Origin of the sequence: Portibacter marinus (assembly GCF_021533195.1) — a bacterium.
In the GTDB taxonomy this organism is placed as follows: domain Bacteria; phylum Bacteroidota; class Bacteroidia; order Chitinophagales; family Saprospiraceae; genus Portibacter; species Portibacter marinus.
Genome location: NZ_JAJNKB010000005.1, coordinates 50,555 through 75,996 on the forward strand (window position 1 = coordinate 50,555; position 25,442 = coordinate 75,996).

18 protein-coding genes are annotated in these 25,442 nt (G+C 40.2%); 9 read left to right on the top strand and 9 right to left on the bottom strand.

Going from position 1 to position 25,442, the window contains the following annotated elements; genetic code table 11:
- Positions 1-69: 69 nt before the first annotated feature.
- From L2567_RS12965 to L2567_RS12980, 4 genes are read left to right on the top strand one after another with little or no spacing between them, the layout of a single operon-like run.
- Positions 70-3,123 (top strand): VPS10 domain-containing protein, encoded by a 3,054-nt coding sequence (locus tag L2567_RS12965; protein WP_235298213.1) that lies wholly within the window; start codon positions 70-72, stop codon positions 3,121-3,123.
- A 33-nt stretch (positions 3,124-3,156) separates the two neighbouring features.
- Complete coding sequence (locus tag L2567_RS12970) at positions 3,157-4,248, top strand: dipeptidase (protein ID WP_235298214.1); 1,092 nt, start codon at positions 3,157-3,159, stop codon at positions 4,246-4,248.
- 16 nt (positions 4,249-4,264) lie between these two features.
- Entirely contained in the window at positions 4,265-7,360 is a 3,096-nt protein-coding gene (locus L2567_RS12975) for an FG-GAP-like repeat-containing protein (RefSeq protein ID WP_235298215.1), read from the top strand.
- On the top strand, positions 7,353-7,901 hold the full coding sequence (locus L2567_RS12980) for a RidA family protein (protein ID WP_235298216.1): 549 nt from the start codon (positions 7,353-7,355) through the stop codon (positions 7,899-7,901). Before L2567_RS12975 ends, L2567_RS12980 begins: the two co-directional genes overlap by 8 nt.
- A gap of 144 nt (positions 7,902-8,045) precedes the next feature.
- Here the strand turns inward: L2567_RS12980 and L2567_RS12985 are convergent, their stop codons facing one another.
- Positions 8,046-8,807, bottom strand: coding sequence for a hypothetical protein (locus tag L2567_RS12985; RefSeq protein WP_235298217.1), 762 nt, complete (start codon positions 8,805-8,807; stop codon positions 8,046-8,048).
- 426 nt (positions 8,808-9,233) lie between these two features.
- Between L2567_RS12985 and L2567_RS12990 the strand changes: the two genes are divergently transcribed.
- The 4 genes from L2567_RS12990 (at position 9,234) to L2567_RS13005 (ending at position 14,477) form a co-directional block, all read left to right on the top strand.
- Positions 9,234-9,602, top strand: coding sequence for a BlaI/MecI/CopY family transcriptional regulator (locus tag L2567_RS12990; RefSeq protein ID WP_235298218.1), 369 nt, complete (start codon positions 9,234-9,236; stop codon positions 9,600-9,602).
- Between the two features lies 1 nt (position 9,603).
- Complete coding sequence (locus L2567_RS12995) at positions 9,604-11,592, top strand: M56 family metallopeptidase (protein WP_235298219.1); 1,989 nt, start codon at positions 9,604-9,606, stop codon at positions 11,590-11,592.
- Positions 11,593-11,858: 266 nt separating this feature from the next.
- Complete coding sequence (locus L2567_RS13000; RefSeq protein ID WP_235298220.1) at positions 11,859-12,659, top strand: polysaccharide deacetylase family protein; 801 nt, start codon at positions 11,859-11,861, stop codon at positions 12,657-12,659.
- Between the two features lie 21 nt (positions 12,660-12,680).
- Positions 12,681-14,477 (top strand): glycoside hydrolase family 9 protein, encoded by a 1,797-nt coding sequence (locus L2567_RS13005; RefSeq protein ID WP_235298221.1) that lies wholly within the window; start codon positions 12,681-12,683, stop codon positions 14,475-14,477.
- Positions 14,478-14,793: 316 nt separating this feature from the next.
- Here the strand turns inward: L2567_RS13005 and L2567_RS13010 are convergent, their stop codons facing one another.
- The 6 genes from L2567_RS13010 to L2567_RS13035 form a co-directional block, all read right to left on the bottom strand.
- A complete protein-coding gene (locus L2567_RS13010; RefSeq protein ID WP_235298222.1) occupies positions 14,794-16,461 on the bottom strand; it encodes a serine hydrolase domain-containing protein in 1,668 nt (555 codons plus the stop codon).
- 88 nt (positions 16,462-16,549) lie between these two features.
- On the bottom strand, positions 16,550-17,362 hold the full coding sequence (locus L2567_RS13015) for an alpha/beta hydrolase (protein WP_235298223.1): 813 nt from the start codon (positions 17,360-17,362) through the stop codon (positions 16,550-16,552).
- 14 nt (positions 17,363-17,376) lie between these two features.
- A complete protein-coding gene (locus L2567_RS13020; RefSeq protein WP_235298224.1) occupies positions 17,377-17,709 on the bottom strand; it encodes a hypothetical protein in 333 nt (110 codons plus the stop codon).
- A gap of 11 nt (positions 17,710-17,720) precedes the next feature.
- Entirely contained in the window at positions 17,721-19,217 is a 1,497-nt protein-coding gene (locus L2567_RS13025; RefSeq protein WP_235298225.1) for an alpha/beta hydrolase family protein, read from the bottom strand.
- On the bottom strand, positions 19,210-20,130 hold the full coding sequence (locus L2567_RS13030) for a response regulator transcription factor (protein WP_235298226.1): 921 nt from the start codon (positions 20,128-20,130) through the stop codon (positions 19,210-19,212). The genes L2567_RS13025 and L2567_RS13030 overlap by 8 nt, the downstream gene beginning before the upstream one ends.
- 64 nt (positions 20,131-20,194) lie before the next feature.
- Positions 20,195-20,632 carry a hypothetical protein gene (locus tag L2567_RS13035; protein WP_235298227.1) on the bottom strand — a complete coding sequence of 146 codons (438 nt, stop codon included), beginning with the start codon at positions 20,630-20,632 and terminating at the stop codon, positions 20,195-20,197.
- Positions 20,633-20,965: 333 nt separating this feature from the next.
- Here L2567_RS13035 and L2567_RS13040 point away from each other — a divergent pair, with 333 nt between their 5' ends.
- Entirely contained in the window at positions 20,966-21,181 is a 216-nt protein-coding gene (locus L2567_RS13040; protein WP_235298228.1) for a hypothetical protein, read from the top strand.
- Positions 21,182-21,198: 17 nt separating this feature from the next.
- Here L2567_RS13040 and L2567_RS13045 read toward each other — a convergent pair whose 3' ends face one another.
- Entirely contained in the window at positions 21,199-24,270 is a 3,072-nt protein-coding gene (locus tag L2567_RS13045) for a DNA polymerase III subunit alpha (RefSeq protein WP_235298229.1), read from the bottom strand.
- Positions 24,260-25,426, bottom strand: a complete 1,167-nt coding sequence (dinB, locus tag L2567_RS13050) for a DNA polymerase IV (protein WP_235298230.1) — start codon at positions 25,424-25,426, stop codon at positions 24,260-24,262. Before dinB ends, L2567_RS13045 begins: the two co-directional genes overlap by 11 nt.
- Positions 25,427-25,442 lie beyond the last annotated feature (16 nt).

Here is a 25,442-nt window from a genome sequence, read left to right on the forward strand (position 1 = left end):
CTTTCTGACAAAAAAGATGGCGAATAGAAATTTTTTCTGTATCATGAATAAATTTTTAAAATCAACATAATGAAAGCAATGATACTTGCCATGCTGATGGCCCTTTCCTTTACCTGGTCGACTCAATCTACAGCACAACAAGAGATTGATCCCACTTTTTACGAAACCATGGAATGGCGTAACATTGGGCCCTATCGTGGTGGACGATGCCTGGGTGTCGCAGGTTCTCCCGGAAGACCATTAGAGTATTATTTCGGTGCAACCGGAGGAGGATTATGGAAAACTGTAGATGGCGGGAATGAATGGTTTCCGGTCACCGATGGCCAAATCACCAGCTCTTCTGTAGGTGCAGTGGCAGTCGCTGAAACCAATCCTGATATCGTATACATCGGTATGGGTGAAGTCCAATTAAGAGGAAGTATTACGCAAGGTGACGGCGTCTACAAGTCAAAAGATGGTGGAAAAACCTGGCGACACCTGGGACTGGAAGAAACACAAGCAATAGCCAGGATCCGTGTTCATCCTACAAATCCGGACATCGTCTATGTAGCTGCGCTTGGACATCCATATGGGGATAATGAAGAACGTGGTGTTTTTAAATCTGTAGACGGCGGAAATACCTGGAAGAAGGTATTGTATGAAAGTCCCAAAGCTGGCGCTGTAGATCTTATTATTGACCGAACCAACCCGGATGTATTGTATGCCAGCACTTGGCAAGTCTACAGAAAAGCCTGGAAAATGTGGGGTGGAGGAGAATATTGTAAGCTATGGAAATCTGTAGATGGTGGTGAGAATTGGATAGAATTAACTAAAAATCCAGGCATGCCTGAAGGACCATTGGGTAAAATAGGCGTGACTGTTTCTCCGAAAAATCCCAACAGAGTTTGGGCTATTGTGGAGGCCAATGAAGGAGGTGTGTTCCGATCTGATGATGGTGGCTGGACGTGGAAGAAAACCAATGACGAGAGGAAGTTGAGGCAAAGAGCTTTCTATTATTCAAGAATTTACGCAGATCCATGGGATGAAAATACCGTTTATGGGTTGAATACGGGAATGTATAAATCCACAGATGGGGGAAAAACCTTTGACATTGTCATCAGACCTCCGCATGGTGATCAACACGACCTATGGATTGATCCTAATGATCCTGATCGCATGATCAATGGTAATGACGGAGGTGGAAATGTCAGTGCAAATGGAGGTAAAACATGGACGGAGCAGGACTACATTACTTCACAGTTTTATCATGTGATGACCACCAGCGATGTCCCCTATCATGTGGCTGGTGCTCAGCAGGACAACAGCACATTGGCCATGCCGAGCGATGGTTGGGATCACAAAATGGCACGCGGACCCGGACACGGATGGGCCTACCCAGTGGGTGGAGGTGAAAGTGGGTACATTACCCAGCATCCCAGTAAACCGGATATTTTTTATGCCGGAAGTCAGGGCGCCTTGCTGACTCGATACGACAGAAGCAATGGGCAAATAAGAGATATTCAGGTCTACCCCAGGTTCTTCTCTGGCCAACCCTCCAGCGATTTACTCGAGCGGTGGCAATGGACTTTTCCAATTGTGTTCAGCAAGCAGGATGATAATATCATGTACACCTGTTCACAGCATGTATGGAAAACGACCAACGACGGTCAAACCTGGGAAAAAGTAAGTCCTGATTTGACCTATGCCGATCCGGAAACTCTGGGACCTACAGGTGGGATCATTACCAAAGATATGAACGGACCAGAAATTTATGCAACGGTATTTGCTTTAACCACTTCCCATCACGACAACAATACTTTGTGGGCCGGATCTGATGATGGATTGGTGCACATTACACGAAATGGTGGCAAAACCTGGGACAATATTACCCCCAAGGATCTTCCTAAGTACAGTCGCGTAAGTATCATAGAAGAATCGATGCACTCTCCGGGAACTGCCTTTATTGCTGCGAATCGGTATCAGGTTGACGACAGGGAACCCTATATATATCGGACCACCGATTATGGTAAGACATGGAAAAAGATCATCGAAGGAGTAGAAGCAGGTCATTTTGTCAGAGTAGTGAGAGAAGATCATGTTCGTAAGGGCTTGCTGGTTTTAGGTACTGAACATGGCGTATATATTTCTTTTGATAACGGGGATCATTGGCAACCGCTTCAATTAAATCTGCCGGATACACCGATTCGTGACCTTCAAATCAAAAATGATGATGTGGTCCTTGGTACCCATGGACGGGGATTTTGGATTTTGGATGACATCAATCCACTTCGGGAAGTGACAACGAAATCATTGGCAGCAGACGCCTTACTTTTTAAACCGAGTGACCCCATACGTGGCGTGTATGATGGCATTTTTCAATACTATTTGAAAGAAGAAGCAGACTCGGTAGTCTTTGAGATTTTGGATGATGATGGGAATCTTGTAGACACCTTTGTAGGCAAAGAAAAAGAAAATAAAGTGGACCCGAATATTCCATGGTGGAGAAGAGGCGGATCCAGCAAACCTACAACTGCATCCGGCATCAATGAATTCAAATGGGATCTTAGATATCCGGGAGCAACCGTATTTGATGGTATGATCATATGGAGTGCCAGGCCGGCTAGTGGACCAAAGGCACCTTTAGGAAACTACACCGTGCGGATGAAAGCTGGCGATTACGTCAAGGAATATCCATTTGAGATCCTGATGGATCCTAATCTGAAAGGCATTACTGCAGAAGATCTCCAGGAGCAATTTGAGCTTGCGATGAAAATTAGAGACAAGACCTCTGAGGCCAACGAGGCGGTCATCGCCATTCGAAAAGTGCGCTCTGAATTGGAAGAGCAGGCAGGAGGTGCCGATAATCTGGATGAAGAAACCAGGGAGTTTATACAGAAGATGACCCATATAGAAGAGCAACTATATCAGGTGCAGAATCAAAGCGGTCAGGATCCATTGAATTTCCCGATCATGCTGAATAATAAGCTGGCTTCTCTCAGAAGAAGTGTAGAAAATGGAGATGCAAGGCCTACAGATGGTGCATACAAAGTGTATGAAGAATTGTCAGCAGAACTAAAGGCTTTGTTGGATCCTCTTGAAAGACTGATGGAGGATGATTATGAAAAATTGAATGACGACGATTGATAAGATCAAGTTAATGATGAATAGCGTAATGTCATGAAAAGAAGACCCTTCCTTAAGGCGGTAAGCTTAAGTGCATTGGCTCCCATTCCCATTATCAAGGGAGTGACGCAAACCCAATGGTCTCGAATGTCAGAGTATGCTTATGATGAATCTATCGTAATAGATGGATTGATCATTACGCGCAACTGGGACGAAGCATCTTTTGAGGCCCTGGAACAGACTGGTTATTCAGGTTTTAATGCTTCTCTTGATTCGGCAACCATGCAACGGGCATTACTTTCATTGTCGGAGTGGCAGGAAAGGATAAAGTCCAATCCTGAAAAATTGCTACTGGCTACAGCTTCCAGACATTTCCGACAAGCAAAATCAGAAGGTAAAACAGCTGTGTTATTAGGATTTCAGAACTCCAGGATGATTGACAATGATTTGGAAAATCTGGACATTCTTTACACTGCTGGAACCAGATGGATGCAACTTACCTACAATGAAAGAAATTTAATCGGTGACGGATGTACAGAAAGAACAAATGCTGGTCTATCTGATTACGGAATCCAGGTAGTGGAGCGTATGAATGAATTGGGAATTGTGATCGATCTTTCGCATTGTGGCAGGCAAACGACTGATGACGGCATCAAATTCAGCAAATATGGCGCCATGATCAATCATTCCATGTGTGAGGCACTGCATCAAAACCATCCCAGAGCCAAAACAGACCGACAAATTAAAGCGATGGCTGACAAGGGTGGAGTCATTGGTATCATCAGTCTGGGATACATGATAGGTCCCAAAATAGGAGTGGAAACCACGCTGGACACCTATGTTAATCACATCAAACATGCAGTAAAGGTAGGAGGGATTGACCATGTAGGACTGGCAGCTGACTTTGCCATACAGGGGCTACAAGCATCAGGTGCTACCCGCGAAAATTGGTATGTGCCTCGCCTGACTCGATTTAAGCCTTCCTATAAAGTTCAGTGGCCACCGTGGATTCCGGAGCTGGACTCGACAGATCGATATCGATTGGTAGCGGAACGTCTGCAAAGCAGTGGTTTTAAGCCTGGAGAGATTGATAAAATTTTAGGACTGAATTGGATCAGATATTATGAAGGAATTTTAGATGACTAAAAGATAAAAGGATCAAATGACCAAATGGCTTATAACTACACTTCTTCTACTCCCCATCTTATTGTACTCCCAAAGCGTTAATTTTACAACAAGCAACAGACTGATTTTTGGCACACATCAGGAAAGGACTGCTTCAGCCGGATTAGGAGATTTGGATCAAGATGGCGACATAGATGTTGTGCTTGCCAATGGTCGTCATTGGCCAGGACAGAACCGCATATTTATCAATAATGGCAGTGGCAAATTCTCCCTTTCCAAACCTTTGGGAGACGAAAGGACAACCAGTTACTCGACTGAGCTGGCTGACTTTGATGGAGATGGAGACCTGGATATAGCTGTAGGTAATGACATGGCGCCTAACAGTATTTTCATCAATGATGGTAATGGCCATTTTACAAAGTCAGGAAGTTTTGGAAAGGAATATGCTCCGACACGCAATATTGTGGTCACTGATATAGACAAGGATGGAGATATAGACATTCTCATCACCAATCGCGGTCAACAAAATGAAATTTGCCTGAATGATGGAAAAGGAAACTTTAATGAGAGCATAGGTTTCGGAACAAGAGACGACTCAACCATAGATGTAGAGGTAGCAGACATGGACAAAGACGGTGATTTAGATCTGGTATTATCCAATCGCGATGGTCAACCCAACTATATCTATTTAAACAATGGCCGACTCAACTTTTCATCACAAGTAGCATACGGAAGTGGAAAAGACAACACCAGGTCGGTAGCAGTTTCAGATTTTGACAATGATGGTTTTGTGGACATTGCCACCGCCAACGTTGGGGAACCCAATGCGATCTATTTTGGAGATGAAGCATTGAGTTTTGAACGAAAAGTCATTTTCGATCAGGACTCCAGCCAGTCTTCCTCTATATCAGTAGCAGATTTCAATTTAGATGGTTTAGCTGACCTGGTCGTAGGTAATTTTATGGAACCTAATTTTGTGTACATTAATAAGGATCACGCTAAGAGGTGGGAAGCCATTCCACTTTCCGACCGGGAGTCATTTACCTATGATATTTTGACAGCTGACCTGAATAAGGATGGGAAACCCGATATCGTTGAAAGTAATTCGGATGAAGTCAATCGTTACTATTTCAATACCTACATTGAAAGTGCCTTAAAGAACATTGACATCAAGGGAAATTACCTGATATACCGGCGCCAGTCTCTCATAGGTGAGGAAAGTTTTCAAGTGAGAACGACGAAAGATTCCATCATACTGGAAACCCTTCAAGGTGAAAATGAAAGAGGGCGGATAACCGGCGTTCAATCCGTACTTTACATGGACAAAGAAGATTTGACGCCCCATCTGTATAGCTCAATCAGAAGGTCAGGAGGAAGCACATCCAATATTTTGAAAATGTCTACAGTCAATGACAGTCTGTTGATTTGGGAGAAACACTTTGATGTCGAACGATTTAAAAAACCTGCTCAATTATTTCCCTTGCACAGTAATCTGTCCGCAGGAACGGAAATGCTGCTTTATCATTACTACTTTAGAAATTACACAGTGGGACAGTCTATGAAGACATTTCCCAGAGGTGAATTAACCATCGTACACCGTGGACAGGATTTGGTTAAAGTGCGTGGAAAGGAGCAAGTTCTTGATCGCTATGTTGTAGAGGGTATCAATTGGGGTGGCAGAACCATCTGGCTAGATGAACACAAGAACCTGATCGCTATTGTAAAAGCAAATACGCAAATTCGGGAGGTCATCAGGGAAGAATATGCAGCATCACTACCCGTTTTTGTTGCAGGAAATGTGGAGGAGCAAATGGCTGCCTTAGAGGAGTATACCCATAAATTGAAAGCAAACCAACCTCAGCATTTGGTGTTAAAGGGAGCTGAATTAATTGATGGCATCACAAATACAACACAGAAAAGGAAGGTCGTCGTCATTCGTGATGGACGTATAATTGAAATTGGCAATGAGGGAGAAGTGGTGATTCCTGATGCTGCACGAGTGTTGGATCTCGAAGGTAAAACCATCATGCCGGGCTTATGGGATATGCACGCCCATTCTAATCAGGTACAATGGGCTCCCGCTTACTTAGCGGGTGGAATCACGACCATTCGTGACAATGGAAATGAAGTGGAATTGGCTACAGCCTTTAGAGATGCCATTGCAAAGAAAGGAATGTTGGGTCCGGATATTCTACTGGCGGGAATGACAGATGGTCCCGGGAATAAAGGGAATGGAATCATAAGAGCCACGACTCCGGAAGAAGCTCGGGAGGTGGTAAAAATGTACAGTGATCTGGGGTATCGACAAATCAAAATCTACAACTCTGTAGAACCTGAAATTCTAAGAGTTTTAGCGGAAGAAGCACATGCCAGAGGTCTTACAGTGACTGGTCATGTTCCGGATTTAGTGGGTACCATTCATCAATCTGTGGAACTGGGAATGAACATGTTTAGTCATGATCGGGCTATTGCCTCTGTGTTGTATCCTGAAAAAAGTAAAAGTGAAATAGGTGACTTAATGAAAGATGATCAGGAACTGGAGCCCTTCCGGGTAAAGCAAGCGATTGACTTCTTGTTGGAAAACGATATTGCGCTTGATCCTACTATGAATTTGAGGTTGGTTTTGGCGATGCCAATGGGCTCGAAAATAGAAGAAATAGAGCCTGATGCCTATCGAATAGCTTATGAATTATGGGAAGGTAAAAGGTTTCGAAAGGGCATCAGTGCAGATGAATCAGAAAAACAAGTCCATAGATACCGAAAAATATTGAAAGCCATAAGCGATTTTTATCGTGCCGGGGTGCCAATAGTGGCAGGAACAGACAATTTTATTCCTGTTTTTGGTCTCTACCTGGAACTGGAGTCCTATCAAAAATATGCAAAATTGACGCCATTCGAAGTGATCCAAACGGCAACCATTATACCGGCCAGGGTCATGGGAATGGAATCCCAGACAGGAAGCATCGAAGTTGGAAAAGAAGCCGACATCATTATTTTGGACAAAAATCCGCTGGAAGACATAAAGCACGTACGAACTGTAACGGCAACCATTACCAATGGGAATTACTACAAGAGTGATGACCTGTGGAAAGCGGCTGATTTCTTACCTCGTAAAAATGGATATGATGATTGAATCTATGAAAACCACCTTGTTCTTCTTAGTCCTGACTCTTGCATTTGCAAGTTGTGAGCAGGCAGAGAAACCTGAAGCAAATTATGATCCTGAAGCCAGGTTAGAGGCATTGGGCATTACACTGCCTTCACCTCCACAGCCTGTGGCGAATTATGTCAATGGTGTGCAAGCAGGAAATCTAATTTTTCTGGCCGGTAAAGGTCCGAGATATGCGGATGGACGGGAAATCACGGGGAAAGTGGGTCAGGATGTCAGTATTGAGCAAGGATATGAAGGCGCGCGACTTACAGCTATTAACCAACTTGCGGTGCTGAAGTCGATGCTGGGCAATCTAAACAGAGTAAAGAGAATTGTGAAAGTGTTGGGTATGGTCAATTGTGACTCATCCTTTGTGGAACAACCCAAGGTGATCAATGGATTTTCAGATTTAATGGTGGAGGTTTTTGGTGAAAGAGGAAAACATGCAAGGGCCGCAGTGGGCATGGCATCTCTACCACGAGGTCAGGCTGTGGAAATTGAGCTGGTGGTGGAGGTTTATTAGTATGAAATCAAGACGATTTTGGAAAACTTTGTCAGCCAGAATGTATCTAACTAAAAAAAAGTGCGACTATTAGAGAATAGACGCACTATGGTGGATTTACATCCGATTAACAGTGAAACTTATTTTAAATATCAGGGGTTAATATTATCGAGCCTTATGTGTTCTTGTAATGACGAATCTTATGTCGTATATTTCTACCGCATCAGTAGATATTACCCGAACCTGTCCTCCATTGGCTTCCCAAGTTCCTAATGTGTATCCGGAAAAGGAGGTGAGGAAATGGTGTTCTACACCCTGGCCTTTACTTAGAATAAAATCTCTAATATATATTTCTCCAACCGCCCCACCTATGTCAATGGCTGATGTAATTCTGGTTGATGAGGCGGTAGTGGGTTTTACTTTAAATTCGACAACAATATTAATTCCATCTCCATTCCTTCCAGTAATTATTGAGTTATCTTTATCATAAAAAGTGGGCACATCCAATGGCTTTTGAAAGTCAACAATTTTTTCTGCATTATTAGGCAAAGTGACCTTGACTCCACCAGCCAATGCAAAAGGACTGGACTCTTTATAAGTTGTATCGGCATAGTCAGCCCATCCTGATAGATCACTCACTGTATTGCTATTAGATAGTCTGATCCACTCTGATCCACTATAATAATTAAACTGATTGGTTGTCGTATTGTAAACCAAAAGACCGGAAGCGGGACTGGCTATGGCGTCTCGCTGTGCTGTAGTCATTCTTGGTATCAATAGACCACTGTCCGTAGAAGAAATATCCAACATGGCAGACGAAGACGGAGCTGATCCATCAGCATTAATAGCCATATGTTGGCCTGATAAATTCAATGTAATGAGGCCCATACATAGGACCATTAAAATCTGTCGTAAATAAATAACCATTTTACCTTTTATTAATATTTAATTTTGAGTAGAAGCAAATTTTAAATACAGTCTAAGCGCATAGTCTGAATCGTAAATATTGACTTCATTATTAAATCTGGAAGCTCGGGGAAACTTATAAAAGGGTGTTATTTAGGATGGTGCACAAATCAATGACACAACATTTATACTTGTCACCTATCCCGGATATGAAATTATCAAAATTCGACGAGGGGCCTATTGTGAGATCGCTTTTTGCTTTCGTTTGCGACAATTATTACTTCCTTTTGTGCATCGGTCGCTCCATTCATGGAAAAATGATGAACGCTCATAGAGAAATCAGACACCTTTGTCATTTTAAATACGAAAGATTTCGTATAATCTTTGTTATTTAAAATTCTTTGTATAAATTTGAAGTACGAACTGTTTCGTAATAAATATAATCACATGATTCACCCAACAGATTCAGAATTAGAAATACTCAAGGTCTTGTGGAAAGAAGGGGAGTGTTCAGTGCGAAAAGTCAACAATATTCTTTCTCAAAACAAAGACATTGGCTATACTACCACTTTAAAGCTAATGCAGATTATGCATGAAAAAGGGCTGGTTGATCGGGACACGAGCCAACGTTCTCATATCTATATAGCGTTGGTAAAAGAAAGTGATACCAAGGAAAATTTATTGAGTTCATTTATGAAAACCACATTTGAGGGTTCTGCGTCTCAACTCATCATGCAAGCTTTGGGCAATAACAAGATGTCAGAAGCTGAACTGAAGGAAATTAAAGACCTAATTGATAAAATAGAAAACAAGTAAGATGGACTTGGTCAATATAGCATTCATAAAAGCATTGGGAATTACATTATTTCACAGCATCTGGCAGGCTACACTAATTGCACTGGTCATGTCAATAGTGTTAAGTGTTATTAAAAAGAAGTATGCAAAGGAAAGATACCTGATTGCTCTTTCATCTTTGTTCGTGCTGTTTATCACTTCCATTTATACTTTTTCGATTACTTATCAGTCGACACTGGCCAATGGTATTCTCACTGAAGACAGTCAGTTTTCTGAATCTTTTGCGACCGTAATCATGCTTTATAGTGAAGAAGGATTAGTGGAATGGTTAAAAAACCTGATGATGAAAAACATCCAGTGGATCACGCTCCTCTGGTGCATCGGTTTATTCTTTTTCCTATTCAAAATAATTTATGGATTACAACATACTCGGAACATCGAATCTTCAGCCAGAGAAATTAAAGTTCAATGGTTGACCAACATGTTGGAAGACTTGAAAGGCAAAGCCAAAGTGGATATGGTGATTAAGGTCAAGGAGTCCATCAAAATTCTCCAACCATCAGTCATTGGAATTATAAAACCTGCCATTTATTTCCCAATTGGCCTCGTTAATTCCATTGATCCAAGAGAAGCAGAAGCCATATTGGCTCACGAATTGGCTCACATTATTCGAAATGATTTTTTGATCAATATTGTACAGAGCATCATCGAAACATTTTATTATTTCCATCCGGCAGTATGGTGGATCTCTGCGAATATCAGATGTGAAAGAGAAAATGCTTGCGATGATCTGGCCATTGACATCATTGGAGACAAAGTACAGTACGCTAAATCTCTTTTGGTGTTACAAGCTTTAGAAACCAATGTAAATCCGGGTTTGGCCATGACATTGACCTCCAAGAACACACCGCTTTTTGACAGAATGAAAAGAATATTAAATCAACCATACAACAAACATGAAATGAAGCAGAAAATATTTGCAACCATTATATTGATGTCCTCGATCATATGGATATCTGCAACAGAGTCACCCGTTTTAGACGATCATCAAGAACAAGTCAGCGAGGAAACATTGACTTTAATTCAGGATGAACTTCCTCCAGTAAGATTTGTCAACAATGACATAGAAGCTGATACCATTCCGAAAGATTCCACTAAATCTAAATCGATGATCGTAGAAGTGGAGGATGGAGAAATCAAACGACTAAATATTGACGGAAAAGAAATTCCTGAGGAAGAATTTGATGATCATTCAATCATCGTAGACGAATTGGGTTCCAAAAATACGTGGCACTTTAATTCCAATGACATGAGCGAATGGATCAATCTTGAAAATATTGATGAGATGAAAGCCAGAATGCACATCTATCACGATTCTATATGGCCTTCCTTAAGCCAAAACTTTCAATTCCACAAGTTAGGAGAGGATGATCACAACTACATTTTTTTCAACGGGGAAGACTCAGATTCCAGTTGGAATGAAATAAGATTTCCGCATGGAAATTACCAATTTCAATTCGACCGACTGGATACTTTAAGGTTGGACATGGATAGTTTGAGATCCAAAATGGGCAAACTTAAAATTCACTTGGGTGAGGTCGGTGAGAGATTTGAATTCATGATGGATTCAATTGATTTCCCTCGTATGGGATCTGAATTCAAGTTTCGATTTGATTCCCTCGACTTTAGTCACATCCATGAGTCCTTTAAGCATCTGGATACCTTCCGTTTTCCAGACTTTGATCATAGTTTCTCCTATTTACACCCCGGTAATCTTCAGCACACGCTCTTGCAACAGTTAAAGAAGGACGGGCTGTACAAAGAGGGTGGAAACGAAATAAAGCTGTCTTACGACCGTCTGGAAATCAATGGAGAAAAGCAGTCCGAGACCCTATTAAAAAAATACAAGCAGCTCTATGAGAAACGTACAGGTGTCGACTTTCTTCAAGGTACAAGTTTGAATATTGTAATAAGCAAAGATTCGGAAAATCAAGAGATCAAGCGCCTGTAAAGAAAATGAAATGGCGATCATCGCAAGTAAGTTGATCGCCGCTATTATTATTTGAACGACCTATGGTTTAAGTACGTTATCACTAACTATATATAAGCCTCTTCTGCATGTCCATCACTGCTTAATATTTTGGCCCTTTACTTTGTGTGTATATTTCTTCAGTTTTTAAGAGGAATAAGCGCAATTGCTTATGTCAATTTAGCTCGATTCGTTAAATTGCTCTAATTAATGTGTTCGACCCGACCAACAGTCATTAATTGGATCCTATGATAATTCAGACTAAAAGGATGATGGCTATGGCCATGACAATCTTCACTTTGCAAATCAATTCTGTCGTTTGCCAGGAAGGAATGAATTTGAAAAACATTGAATTGGAATATGGAGGAATCGTTAGAGGGGATAAAAGTAAAAAAGAATTAGCTCTTGTCTTTACAGGAGGAGATTATGGTGAAGGTGGTAACACCATATTGTCTACTCTATCTAAGTATCAGATCAAGGCCTCATTTTTCTTTACTGGAGATTTCTACAGCAATACTGTCAATCAACAATTGATTCAGAACTTGATTTCTGAACAACATTATCTGGGAGCACATTCAGATAAACATATTCTATATTGTGATTGGTATGAAAGGGATAGTTTATTAGTGACCAAAGATGAATTCACCGATGACTTGCTTGAAAATTTCTTAAAGATGCAGCAATTTGGGATCAAGCAAGATGCAGCGAGATTTTTTATACCACCCTATGAGTGGTATAATGATTCGATAAGTTCTTGGAGTAAGGACATAGGATTATATCTTGTCAACTACACCAAAGGTACATTATCGAATGCCGACTACACCACTCCAGACTTAAGGAATTATAGAAACAGTCAAGAAATCTACCAAAGTATTTTAGATTTTGAAGAAAACAGTGAATATGGTTTGAATGGGTATATACTTCTAATGCACATTGGCACTCATCCAGACCGAACTGATAAATTTTATAACAAATTGGATGTCCTAATAGAAGAATTGCAGAAAAAAGGGTATTCATTTATGAGAATAGATCATTTATTGTCCACATAATAAAAAGTGAGAATGAGGTTGATGGCCATTTTAGTTTTGTTGATTAGTACTCAAGTGAATTCTAATGCTAGACAAGGAGATTCGATTTATTTTCGCATTAACCAGGTAGGATATAAACCACTAGATGTAAAAAAAGCAATCATATTCAGCAATTCGGAATTGAATGAAAAGATTTTTATAGCTGATGTAAATTCAGGGGAGCAGGTTGAGGAATTGACTAAAGTGGTTTTGAAAGACGAAGTTTGGGGCAATTTTCAATATTACTATGAAGTTGATTTTTCTAATTTTGAGTCCCGGGGTACTTTTCAATTAGAATCGGAAAGTTCAGGTTATCATTCTTCGCAGTTCAATATTTCTGCGACTATTTATCAATTTCAAGCTGACCGATTGCTAGAATTTATGCAACAACAACGATGCGGATATAATCCATTTTTTGAAGTGCACTGTCATCAAAAGGATGGTGTAGTATTTTATGGGGAGGTCACACCAGATAGCAGCTTTGTGGATGCGACGGGTGGTTGGCATGACGCCGGGGATATGTTAAAATATTTGATTACGAGTAGTTATGCAACAGCCCATATGCTTATGTCATTTGAACTCTACCCAGATGCTTTTTCGGATAAAGTTGACGCATTTGGGCGGTCAGGCTCTAATGGACTACCGGACATTCTCGATGAGGCAAAATGGGGACTGGATTGGATTCTAAAACTGCATCCAAACAGCAAGGAACTAATTCACCAGGTGGCAGATGACCGCGATCATATTGGCTATAAATTTCCTGATAAAGACCCGGCTGATTATGGATGGGGCGGGAATAACTACCGGGTTGCCTATTTCGCAGACGGTTATCCACAAGGTCTGCATCTCTATAAAAGCTCTTCGACTGGTATTTCAAATATTGCAGGGAGGTCAGCCGCTGCCATGGCTCTTGCATATCGGATTTGGAAAAATATATTGAAAGATGAAATTTATGCCGCTCAGTGTCTTGCAGCGGCAAAGTCACTGTATCACTTAGGGAAAGTAAACGAAGGTTATCAACAAGGAAATTCTTTTGGGGCACCCTACAGATATAATGAAAAGACCTGGGCTGATGATATGGAGTGGGCTGCCCCGGAACTATATAAGGCTACCAAGGAAATAAAATATCTTAAAGAGGCTAAAACGTATGCTAGAATGGCTGCTGAGGAGGACTCGTGGATTAAAAGATTTGCTAACGGAGAAGATATTGAACACTATGAACTCTATCCATATGTAAATATGGGACACTTTTCTCTGTTTCATGAAGTGGATGAAGAGTTTAAAGATGAATTGGCGGGCTATTACGAAGCCGAAATTAGAAAAGCTGTCGAAAGTGCACACTCCCCATACGATGTTGGATATCCATTTATTTGGTGTTCAAATAATTTAGCAACTGGCCTGATTACTCAAATCATTCTATATGAAGAGATGACAGGAGATAAGAAGTATAATGATTTCATGGTCAAGCAAAGGGACTGGTTGTTGGGTAGAAATCCATGGGGAACGTCCATGTTTACAGGCTTTCCGGAAAACGGAGATTACCCAGTAGATGTACACACCAGTACCTGGATGTTGACTGGAAGAGAGGTGGTGGGTGGATTAGTAGATGGGCCGGTACATGCTGACATATACAACTCATTGATAGGTATCCAGCTTTCAGAGCAGGATGAGTATGATAACTTCCAAAATTCGCAGGTTGTTTATCACGATGACAGTGGGGATTATTCCACAAATGAACCAACTATGGACGGAACAGCAGGAGCAATATTAATGTTTGCAAAATGGGCATCGTCAAACTAACAACAAAGTAAATATGCTGCCTCTGAATCCCATTGATATAAACATCAGGATTCAGGAAATCATGAGTAAACTTAGTCATTTTGATCAGTCTGATGTGATATATGAAATTTCCTATTGTACCCATAGTTAAAAACCCGGATTGTTTTCTGTAATCAAGGTATTAGAAGCAATCTCCTTGGAAGCAATAGGCAAGCCATTCTTCATATCTGATGAGGTCCAAGCATTTATAAGTCAATTTCAAATTAGCAGAAGTCATAAAAGCCTCAGATATGAAAAATGGATTAGCAAATATGTGTTGCTGGCTTGGGGCCTTTGATCATTCCACCATTTTCTCAAACCACACATTTCTTACTCTTCCATTGGAAACCTCCAAGCCCTTGACGGCCTCGTCTTCATAGATGATTTCTGCATTGGCAAAGTGGAAGGCGTCAGCTGTTAACTTTGTGGAGGTAACCGGTGTGATTTTCGAAGGTAAATGCTTGCGATGCGTGACAAACAGCTCATTGTCAATATACTCAATGACATATCTAGTGTCCAATTCTTCGCTGTAATAGGTTCCCAATAATTGTTTGAAGAAAGATGGGTCCTGAAGTTTAGGATCAAGGGCGTAACCAAAGTAGTAGTCGTTTGCAAAGATCGCTTCCAGGGTATTTTCTTTTTTGTCCTCTTGGACATTGACATAAAGTGAAATATCAGCGTCAGTATTGTAAAAACTGGTATCCGAAGCTGGAGTGAGTAATATATTTTCGAAAAGACCTTCAGCAGAAACATAAAGAGACCCATCAAATTCATTCAACGTGACTTTAATCCCATCTACTATATATTGTTGAACAATTTTCGAATAATCTATGGTGAGGTTTTCCCCAGGTTGGTTCAATTTTCTTACTGTTCTGGTACCAGGTTCCATAGGCTGGAGCATATCTTGAAGACAGTAGCTTAAAATCTCATTTGCTTTTCCACCAGGATTTCCAGAAGAGGTGTTGGAAAAGATGAAAATGCCAAAATCTAAGTCCGGAAAATAGCTCATCGTGGAACGGAATCCTCCTATCGATCCGCCATGAGAAATACGGTGGAGTCCTCTGTAATGGTTTACTCCGATTCCCAGAGCATACGATAGGGTATCTCCATTATTTAAGATGCCTCTTGTCAATAGTTGCTGAATAGATGCCTGACCACCTATTTCACCTGTTGAGAAATGATTGACCCACTTTGCAAAATCTTCAACATTGGTATAGACATTGCCATTCCCCATGTAGGTATAGAATTCCAATGGATTCCTGCACGCTCCATCATTACAATTATAACCAGTTGCAGCATTCTTGATGACCACTTCCATATCTTCCCGAAAAGTTGTATTGTCCATGCCCAATGGTTCAAAAATTTTTTGTTTAGTCCAATCCTTGAAATCCATACCCGTGACCCTTTCCACAATAAAGGTTGCGAGCACGAATCCCGTATTGCAGTATAGATATTCTTCCCCGACCGGAAAGTTGAGCTCTTTTTGCCTGGATATATACTTCAGAAGGTCATCATTGGTCATAGGATCACCATCCCGCCAACCTGCCATGGATAAAAGATTCTGAAAATTTCGCAATCCACTGGTATGCGTTAGTGAATGCCTGATCGTGATTGGAGTCCCAAAATCTGGAACTTCAGGAAGGTATTTCCTGACATCATCATCCAGAGAAATTTTCCCTTCAACGTCTAGCAGAACGAGTGCGTAGGCAGTAATCTGTTTAGAAACAGATGCAATATTGAATAGGGTCTTGGTATTATTTAGGACCTCATATTCTAAAGAAGCCAGACCATAGGCTTTATTAAAAATCAGTTCTCCCTTATGGACCATTCCTACTGCTCCACCAGGCACATCTCCCTGCCAATCCATACATATGCTGTCAATCAATTGCTCGAGCTCATCGACTTTTTGAGCAAAACTGGATGCGCTTATAAAAAGGAAGGAGAAGACTATAATTATAATTTTCATAGGGCTGATTTAGAGCGGATGTTTTTCTTTAATACAAGATATGAATTTTTTGAGTCTAACCCTTTATCAGTCTAACACTAATGGTTCCTCAGCTGTCATCACACTGTTTTTGAATCCATTGAGAATACGTTTCCTCATATCTGTCAACGAATGCAGGAGGGGGTATCCCCTTTCCAAGTCTCCAAACCAGCAGGGCATGATCACCTTCCTCAAAGACCACTGTTCTGACCTGGGAATATGGAAGAAAATTGGACTCGGTCTCAATAGATGGATATGATTCATTGTCTTTACCTACCATCACCAGGATAGGTGTATTCGATTTTCTTAAAAGGGGAGATGGGTCAAAATCTTTCACTTTGTACCACCAGGGATAGAAGTATAAGTCTTCAGAAAAGTCTTCCGCTGCCTGAAACCAATCCTTATCTTTGGATAATTGGATTTGTCTTTCCAACTCTAATCTACTGATGGAATCATTGTCAAAACTTAAAATTTCATGATATAACTCTTCTGCCTCAATGATAGCATCTGCAGAGATGTTCTTCACTCCAAGCCGGGTAGTCATCTCTCGTATGGTTTGATTCATAGGTGTGGTTCCGGAAGGCGAAATCATCACCATGAAGTCAATATTGATAAGTGAATCAATGATCAGACTAACCCATTCTCCCTCACTGACAGCAAAAAGGCCCAACTTTTCAAAATCATATAAAGACTTGATTTTCTGGATTCCGGCGATGGCATCTTGCGCATAACCTTCATATCCTACATCATAAGTATTACCCTCAGATTTGCCACTACCTCTTTTGTCGTAGGCAAATGAGGCCATACCTTCTCGAGCCAGTTTACGGGCATGAAAAGCATATTCTTTGCGGCTTTGGCTTCCGGAACCATGTATGAATGTCACTAAACAAGTGGTTGTTACCTCTTTTGGTGTATACAGCGTTCCATAAAAGAGATGGCCGTCATTGCTAAAACTAATTTCTTGCTCATTGTAGATGAAGAAAACTTCTTTGATCGATAAAAACTCAGGATTGCCGAAACCACCAGCAAAACCAATGAAGTAAGCCCTTTCTTTTTTAGTAAAATGTAAATGGAAAGGACAACGGTCAATACCGCTAGAAAAGTAACAATCTTTCTTGTATCGAGGACGGCTCCAAGCGCACTAAAGTTTGACAAATAGAGCAAAAAGGTAACCGCAATAAGGATTACGGTTACTATTCTGATCAACTTATGGGTTAGAATTGTTTTCATATTAAGATTTTTCATTCCTTTTTGATTCTTTCTTCCAACTCTTCAATTTTCTTTTGATACCAACTAACATCCTCATAAAATACAGTTTCTTTCGGTTGACTAACATCTTCTTTAAAAGACAAAGCTTTTTCGAAGTCAGATAAGGCCTTTTCGAGGTTTCCTTGTATTTCATAGATTCTACCTCTCAGCGCATAGGAGGCAGCAGAGTCGGGATATTCCTGGATTACCATTTTCATAACTTCGACAGCTTCCTGGCTACGTTGATGGTCACGAACCAGTGTAAAGGCAAGCTTAGTCATTTCAAATGAATGGAAAGGCTGATAATCGGCATTTAAACACTTCATGCGTTCATAAGCCTTCCTACCTGCTGCAACTCCACTCTTTCTGATTAGATTGATTAATTGATCTTCACGGAGTGGCTTCTCTAGCCCGGTATGGTACTCTATATCTTCAATCAAATGAGAAGAATCTTTCAATTTGAAAGTTGAAAAAAGTTGAGATTTTAGTGTAGAAGTAAAAAATTCACAAAGTGTATTAGAAAGAAAGGGATAGAATTCCATGATGTTTTCATTTGGATTTGTTCTATTAAAAACTTGCTTCAGGTAAGTGTATGTTGAGAAGTCGCTGTGTTGAATAGAATCTAAAGCGATCAGTGTAGAAGTTGTGTAAACGAGACTAGAGACAAACTCAGAAGTTCTGGCCTTTGTATCTTCTACTGTTGTAAAAAATATCGAGTTGGCATTTAAGTTTTCTTTACCATAGTAAGGTAAAAGTTCAAGTATGTCAGAGTAACCCGCTATTGATCCATCCAGTGAGGCATAACCTTGCACAAATGGATATGCCGTCTGCAAAAACAAGGTCGCTAGTCCGCCCCAACTCCAACCCATTGCTCCTACTTTATGAAAGTCGATAAATGATTGTTGATTGAGATAGGAAAGTAAAACCTGTAAATCTTGAAATTGTGTCATTAAGCCTTCCTTGGTTATTTCCATCTCATGGTTATGTGTTCCAATGGATGGTATGGCGGCTACAACAAAACCATGGCTAGCCAGCATTTCACATAGTAAAAAATTTTCAAAGCTTTCTCCCTGCCCTCCTGAAGCATAGAGTATTATGGGAAACTTATCTTTTTTTGGCAGAGGTGCAAACTGTGCGATACTATTCGTTTGAAAAATTTGGTCTATTTGAATATGAGGGCTAAGACTTTCAAACTGCTGGGACCAGAAATGATCAAGGTCTACTTTTTTATTGCTGGCATCCTCTTTATTATACAATTTCAAGTAATCAATAATCTTCAAGGGCGGACCTGAAGATTTTGTGGTGGGAAACCAAATTGATACCGGAATCTGTCTGAAAGTATCTTTATACATTCTAGAATAGTCAACAAGAATACTGTCGGTAAATCCAACCGAGTAGGGTCCCACCTTAAAATCTCTGTATAAATCATAATCCTGACCACCAAGATGCAATGAGTAGAAAGCAAGTAATATGTAAAGGGTTCTAAACATGATCATTGTATTTCGACAGTTCTCGCCTAGATGAAATTTCAAGTTTGCTATATATATTTTTTAGGTGTGTTTTGACGGTGTTGAGTTCAATGTTTAATTGATTGGCGATTTCTTTATTCGTTTTACCGTCAACTGCAAGCTGTACCACATCACGTTCTCTAAACGAAAGGGTATTAAATTGCCTTTTTCGGTACTGCATGATGAAAACACTTCGAAAATAATAAAGACCAAGTCCAACGATTACAAAGGCGACGCTATAAATTAGGATTGTTCTATTAGGTTTTTCATAGGTTTTATAGAGACTCAGGTAAGGATGGTCACCAAGTCTATCATATATGGAGTTCATTTGCTCAGTGACTTCACTGTTATTGAATCCAAAATTTGCCAAATTCGCAGCATATATGGCTGGCAGGATGGCATTAGTGGTGTCTGCAATTTGGAATAAGTCATCGGCAGCTTTTTTTCTAACAGCTATCATTTCTGCTTTAGTATGGCTTGACAGGTCTAGCTCAACCCAGAAATCATATGTTTTCTTAATATGGTGTAGTTCTTTGTTCAGAGGACTATCAGTGGTGTTGAAGCTGGAAATGATGCTCTTTTTGTCATTGACCATGGTGATATTTCGATCTTTTCCAATAGCTACAAAGCCAAAATTTTCTAATTTGGATCCTATCACTAAACTGGTCACAGGGTCTGACTTTCTCCTGACATGTAATCGCAGCAGCATATCGTTCTTAGGTTCTTCTATATTAAATCGCCAATTTCCTGAAGTATCAATGGTGACCCTCTTAATAATAAGGTGATTACCTGCTTTATACATATCTTGTAAAGTTCGGATTTCACTCACGTAAATGTCCTTTGACCATGAAGAATCCAACTGAGTTATGCCTTGCACAGTCAATTGTGCAGTCAATGTTATGTTTTTAAGAAAGAGGGTTAAAAAACACAAAAATATTTGCTTACCAATTTTTTGCCTGCTAATGGTCATCCATTTCTTCTTTTGCAATTTCCAGCACTTCCAGTTTAACTTTACCTTTGGTTTTTACCGCCGAAATCGATATGATCCAATCTCCCTCTATTGGACGAATGATGTCTTTTTCGAAATGGCCTGTCACCGCTTTTTTACCGCGATTATCACTCATGTCTTTTTTTAATGAAAACCCACCTTCATATTTACCAAGGGGGTCCAAAATTTGCATTTCTACATTTCCAAACTCTATTTCTCCATAAAAGCGAAATTGCTTAGGAAGCGTATGATTGGAAAGTGAGATTTTAATTTCCTGTTTAAAATCCTCATTGTTAAAGGTGAAATTCCGGATTATCCTGAAACTATCTTGAGTTAGATCACTACTCGCTTGTTGGCTAATAAGCGGCGTACATAAGAAACAGAAATATAATAAGTAGATGCTTTTCATTATTTCAATTTTAACTTAAGCAAATTTAAGTTGATGTTAAGGAATAATGGTTAGGAGAGTGGGGTGAAAAAGGTGTTATTGCACCGTGAATGAGTATCATTTTCGAGTCAGACGTTAAAATTTCTATGTTTTTGCTGATGAATGCACTTTAATGGTCTCATTTTCTGAAAGCTTAATAGCATTAAATTTTTAATTCATTCAGCTTAACTTGTTATTTATTATAATTTTAAACGATCTGATATAGGTAAAAGGCTATATTGTTTTTTCGCATGTGTTGATCAAAACGATGGGCCTTCAATAAATGAGTCGTGAAAGCATTTTAAAAGACTAGATATGAAAAGTAGCACTTATCCATTAATATTGATTGCATTCGCACTTGCATTGATCGGATTTATCCTCGACATGCACGAGCGTGTGGAAAATATCGCCGTCAATGTTTTTGATATACTTTTAATGACAGTGATCATTTTCTCCATACTCTCTTTAGTCAAAGTTTTACGAGGTTGGATCGGACAGATTACTGCCAAACTGAGTGGTAAAACTGACTGAAAGCACCAGGCAGAATCCTATTTTTCCGGTTTTTTAATGGGCATTGCTTTTCTTGGAAGTCCTATTTCCTGTTCACTAGGGTAGGGAGCTCTCCATGTGTTGCTAAAATCTTCCCTAAATCTAGCCTGTTGGTCAAATTTCTTAGTTTCGTGGTCTTCATACCGTGGATCTACTTTAAAAGGCAACTTCGCCATCCGTTCAATGATGATATTTGGAAATGAAAAGTCTACATCTACTTTTCCGTAGAGCAAATAACATCCTCCACCTTCGAACGGAAAACGTTCCAGACACTTTGCAAAATGAGTGGTATCGTAGTAACCGCCATTGACATCTATCCAGGTTCCAAAATTCATATTTCCCTGAGTGGTAGGCACATTTTTTCTGCTGATCAAATAACCTACCATCTTCACATACTGACCATTTAACCGGGGCAGATCTTTTGCAAAATGACTACCTCTATATTCTGTTTTCAATAAATCAAAGGGGGAACAGCTTACTGGAAATCCAAAAATTTCCAACTCATCATAGGCATCCTCTACATAGCTATGGGGTAACTCCGGCAGTGAATATTCAGGACTCGATATACTAAACAACCTTTGATTATCATGATCTACTTTATAATCAGTCAAAATCATACGCGCTTCAATGACCAGCTTACTCTTTGACTTCCCTGTAAATAAGAACGCTCCGGCAAAAATTAAGGTTTGTATGGTTTCCAGTCCTATCGGCACACGCTCGATGAAATCAAATAAATCTTTGTAATGCCCATTTTGAGTTCTTTCTTCAACGATGGCAAGTTGGGTATCCGCATCTACGCTCTTTAGGTGTATGAAACCCAATGTGATCGATTCACCTTGGACTGATGTATAGACATCGCTTCGATTTACGCAGGGTGGACAGATCTTTGCGCCAGCCATACGTGCTTCATGTATATAAACCTCCGTTCTGTAAAATCCTCCAAAATTATTAATGACAGCGACCATAAACTCAATAGGGTAGTAAGTTTTTAGGTATAGACTCTGGTAGCTCTCCACTGAGTAAGAGGCTGAATGAGCCTTACAAAAAGAATATCCTGCGAATGATTCAATTTGCCGATATACTTCATTGGTCAATTCCTCCGGATAACCTCGCTCTTGACAATTGCGAAAATACGCTTCCTTTACCCTGAGAAATTCTTTTTTTGATCTTGTTTTGCCAGACATGCCTCTTCGTAAAATATCTGCATGTGACATGTCCAGACCCGCAAAGGCATGTGCAATTTTCATAACATCCTCCTGGTAAACCATGACACCGTAAGTCTCGCTAAGCTGTTCTTTAAATACTTCGTGGAAATATTCAAATTTGTCGGGATTGTTATGACGGAAAACGTATTCCCGCATCATACCTGATTTTGCAACTCCCGGCCTGATTACAGACGAGGCCGCAACTAAAGTAATATAATCAGAACACCTGAGTCTTCTAAGTAAACCTCTCATAGCCGGAGACTCGATATAAAAGCACCCCAATGTTTGACCCATTGCAAGTCTTTTATTCAGTTCAGGATCATTTTTAAAATCGTGAAACCTTTCAATTTTTACTTCTTCACCTTTGTTTTCTCTGATAATATCTACTGCTTCATTGATGTGTCCGATTCCTCTTTGTGACAAAATATCCAGTTTTTCGAAACCGATTTCTTCAGCAATATACATGTCAAATTGCGTGGTCTGAAAACCTTTTGGTGGCATGTCCATCGCCGCATAGTAAGTCAATGGCTCCTCTGAAATAATCACCCCGCAGGCGTGTAATGATCTTTGATTGGGAAAACCCTGTAGCTGATTGGCATAGGTATGAATTTTCCTGACGAGTTGAGTTTTTCCATGATGGCTTCTTGGATTTTTAGCCAAAGTGTCCAGTTCTTCTTTAGCCAGACCAAATACCTTCCCAATTTCACGAAAAGTACTGCGATGTTTAAATGTGCCAATGGTGGCCACAAATGCCGTCCGATCACTGTCGAATCGAGTAAAAATATATTGAAGAATATGATCTCTGGTCCTCCAGGACCAGTCAATATCGAAATCTGGGGGACTCTTTCTCGCCGGATTTAAAAATCGTTCAAAATAAAGATTGAGATCCATAGGGCAGATATTGGTAATGAAAAGACAATAGGCGACGATACTATTGGCGCCACTACCTCTCCCCACATGGTAAAATCCTGAGGTCATACTGTATTTGACGATGTCCCAGGTGATCAGAAAATAGCCTGAGAATTCTAGTTTGTCAATGATTTCTATTTCATGAAGCACCCGCGATTTAGCCTCCTTGTTATTTTTACCATATCGGCGGACCATGCCTTCAAGAGCCAGGTTGGTCAACAAAACCTTATCATTGTAACGGGTGTTGGTATAGGTCTTTTTATTTTTTAAAGTGGAGAAATCAAAGGTGAAATTGCATTGATCAACAAGTTTTCGAGTTGTCTTTATGATTTCAGGAAAGTGATCAAATTGACCTAAAATCCCATTCATGGGCAACATTACATCACTTCTTTTGCCGGCATCTTTGGGTTTTAGATCGCTTAGCAAAATGTTGTTGTCAATTGCTCTGAGTACGGCATGAAGCCCAAAATGATCGATTGATTTATGGGTCACTGGATGTAGAATGGCTACTCGATCCTGATGTTTATACCATTGGCTTTGCCGAAACCTATTCAACTGATTTCCGCTCACGCCGATGAATTCAAATGATCTTAATTTTTCAGGTTCATGTCCAAATGGATAAATGACAAAACAATGATTCCAGTCCGGTGCAATGTCAGGTAGTTTTTGCTCCCCCCTGTTGACCGCAGAAAGCAATTCATTCATTTCACGAAATCCCTCCCGATCTTGTGCCAGGCCTACAAAATGCTGATGATTTTTAGTTCTAAAATCAATTCCTATGATGGGTTTTATACCTACTTCACGGCATTCCAGGATGAAATCATAAACTCCGGTTGTGTTATTGATGTCTGTAAGTGCCAATGCTTCAAAGCCCTCCATTTTCGCTTTCAAGACCAATTCCTTCACGGAAAAAGTCCCGTATCTGAGGGAATATTGAGAGTGACAATTAAGATACATTTGCGGATGTTTTATTCCTGAAACCGGCTCCCCATTGCACAACTCCCGGATGGAAGCGAGACTTAATTTTATCCATCGCCTGATAAAGCTGGATTTTTTCTACGCTGTCATCGAATAAGTTGATTTGATATTTACCACGAACCAATTTATTAAAGGAAACGCCGATTAATCGTAGCCTCATCCTACGTTCGTACACTTTATCCAGCAACTCAAATGCATAATTTCTAAGCGTCTGATCACAGGCGGTAAATGCAATGTTCTTTTGCTTGGTATGGGTGTCAAAATTGTTGTACTTAATCTTAACGGAGATACATGAGGTCAGCCAATTGTCCTTTCTTAACTGAAAACACAATTCTTCAATCATGTGTGTCAGTAGGGTATGTAGCATTACTTTATTCATAGTGTCAGCATTGAAGGTTCTTTCTTTTGAAATGGATTTTCTCTTGCTGTAAGGTTTTACAGGGGTATGGTCAATGCCTTTTGATTTCTGAGAAATAGAAATACCATTTTTCCCCAACAATTTTCCCATCACATCTGTAGGTATTTCCGCCAATGTTCCAATTTTGCGTATACCGATTCTGGATAAAACCTGAAAAGTGCTATTGCCGATTCCAGGAAGTTTAATGACGGGAAGGGGATTCATAAAATAAGGCACATCCGGTTCTGAAATCATCAATTTTCCATATGGTTTTCCCTCATTAGTAGCCATTTTCGAGACGGTTTTATTAATGGATAAGCCAAATGAAATTGGAAGTCCGGAATGTTTCACGATTCGATCTCTTAATTCGGTAGTCCATTTAAGACAACCGAAATATTTGTCCATTCCACTGATATCAAGGTAAAATTCATCGATGGATGATTTTTCCATAAGAGGTGCGCTTTCCTGTATGATTTCTGTTACCGTTTCAGAGCATCTGGCGTATAAATCAAAATCACCTTTGATTACCTTGGCCTGAGGACAGAGCTTATTGACCATGAATTGAGGCATTCCTGATCTGACACCAAATTTCCTGGCTTCTATAGAGGCACATGAAACCACGCCCCGCTCTTTACTGCCTCCGATGATTAACGGAATACCGTTTAAGGAAGAGTCTGCAAGTCTTTCACACGATACAAAGAATGTATCCAGGTCCATATGCACGATGGCTTTGTTCATATTCCAGGTTTTGGTA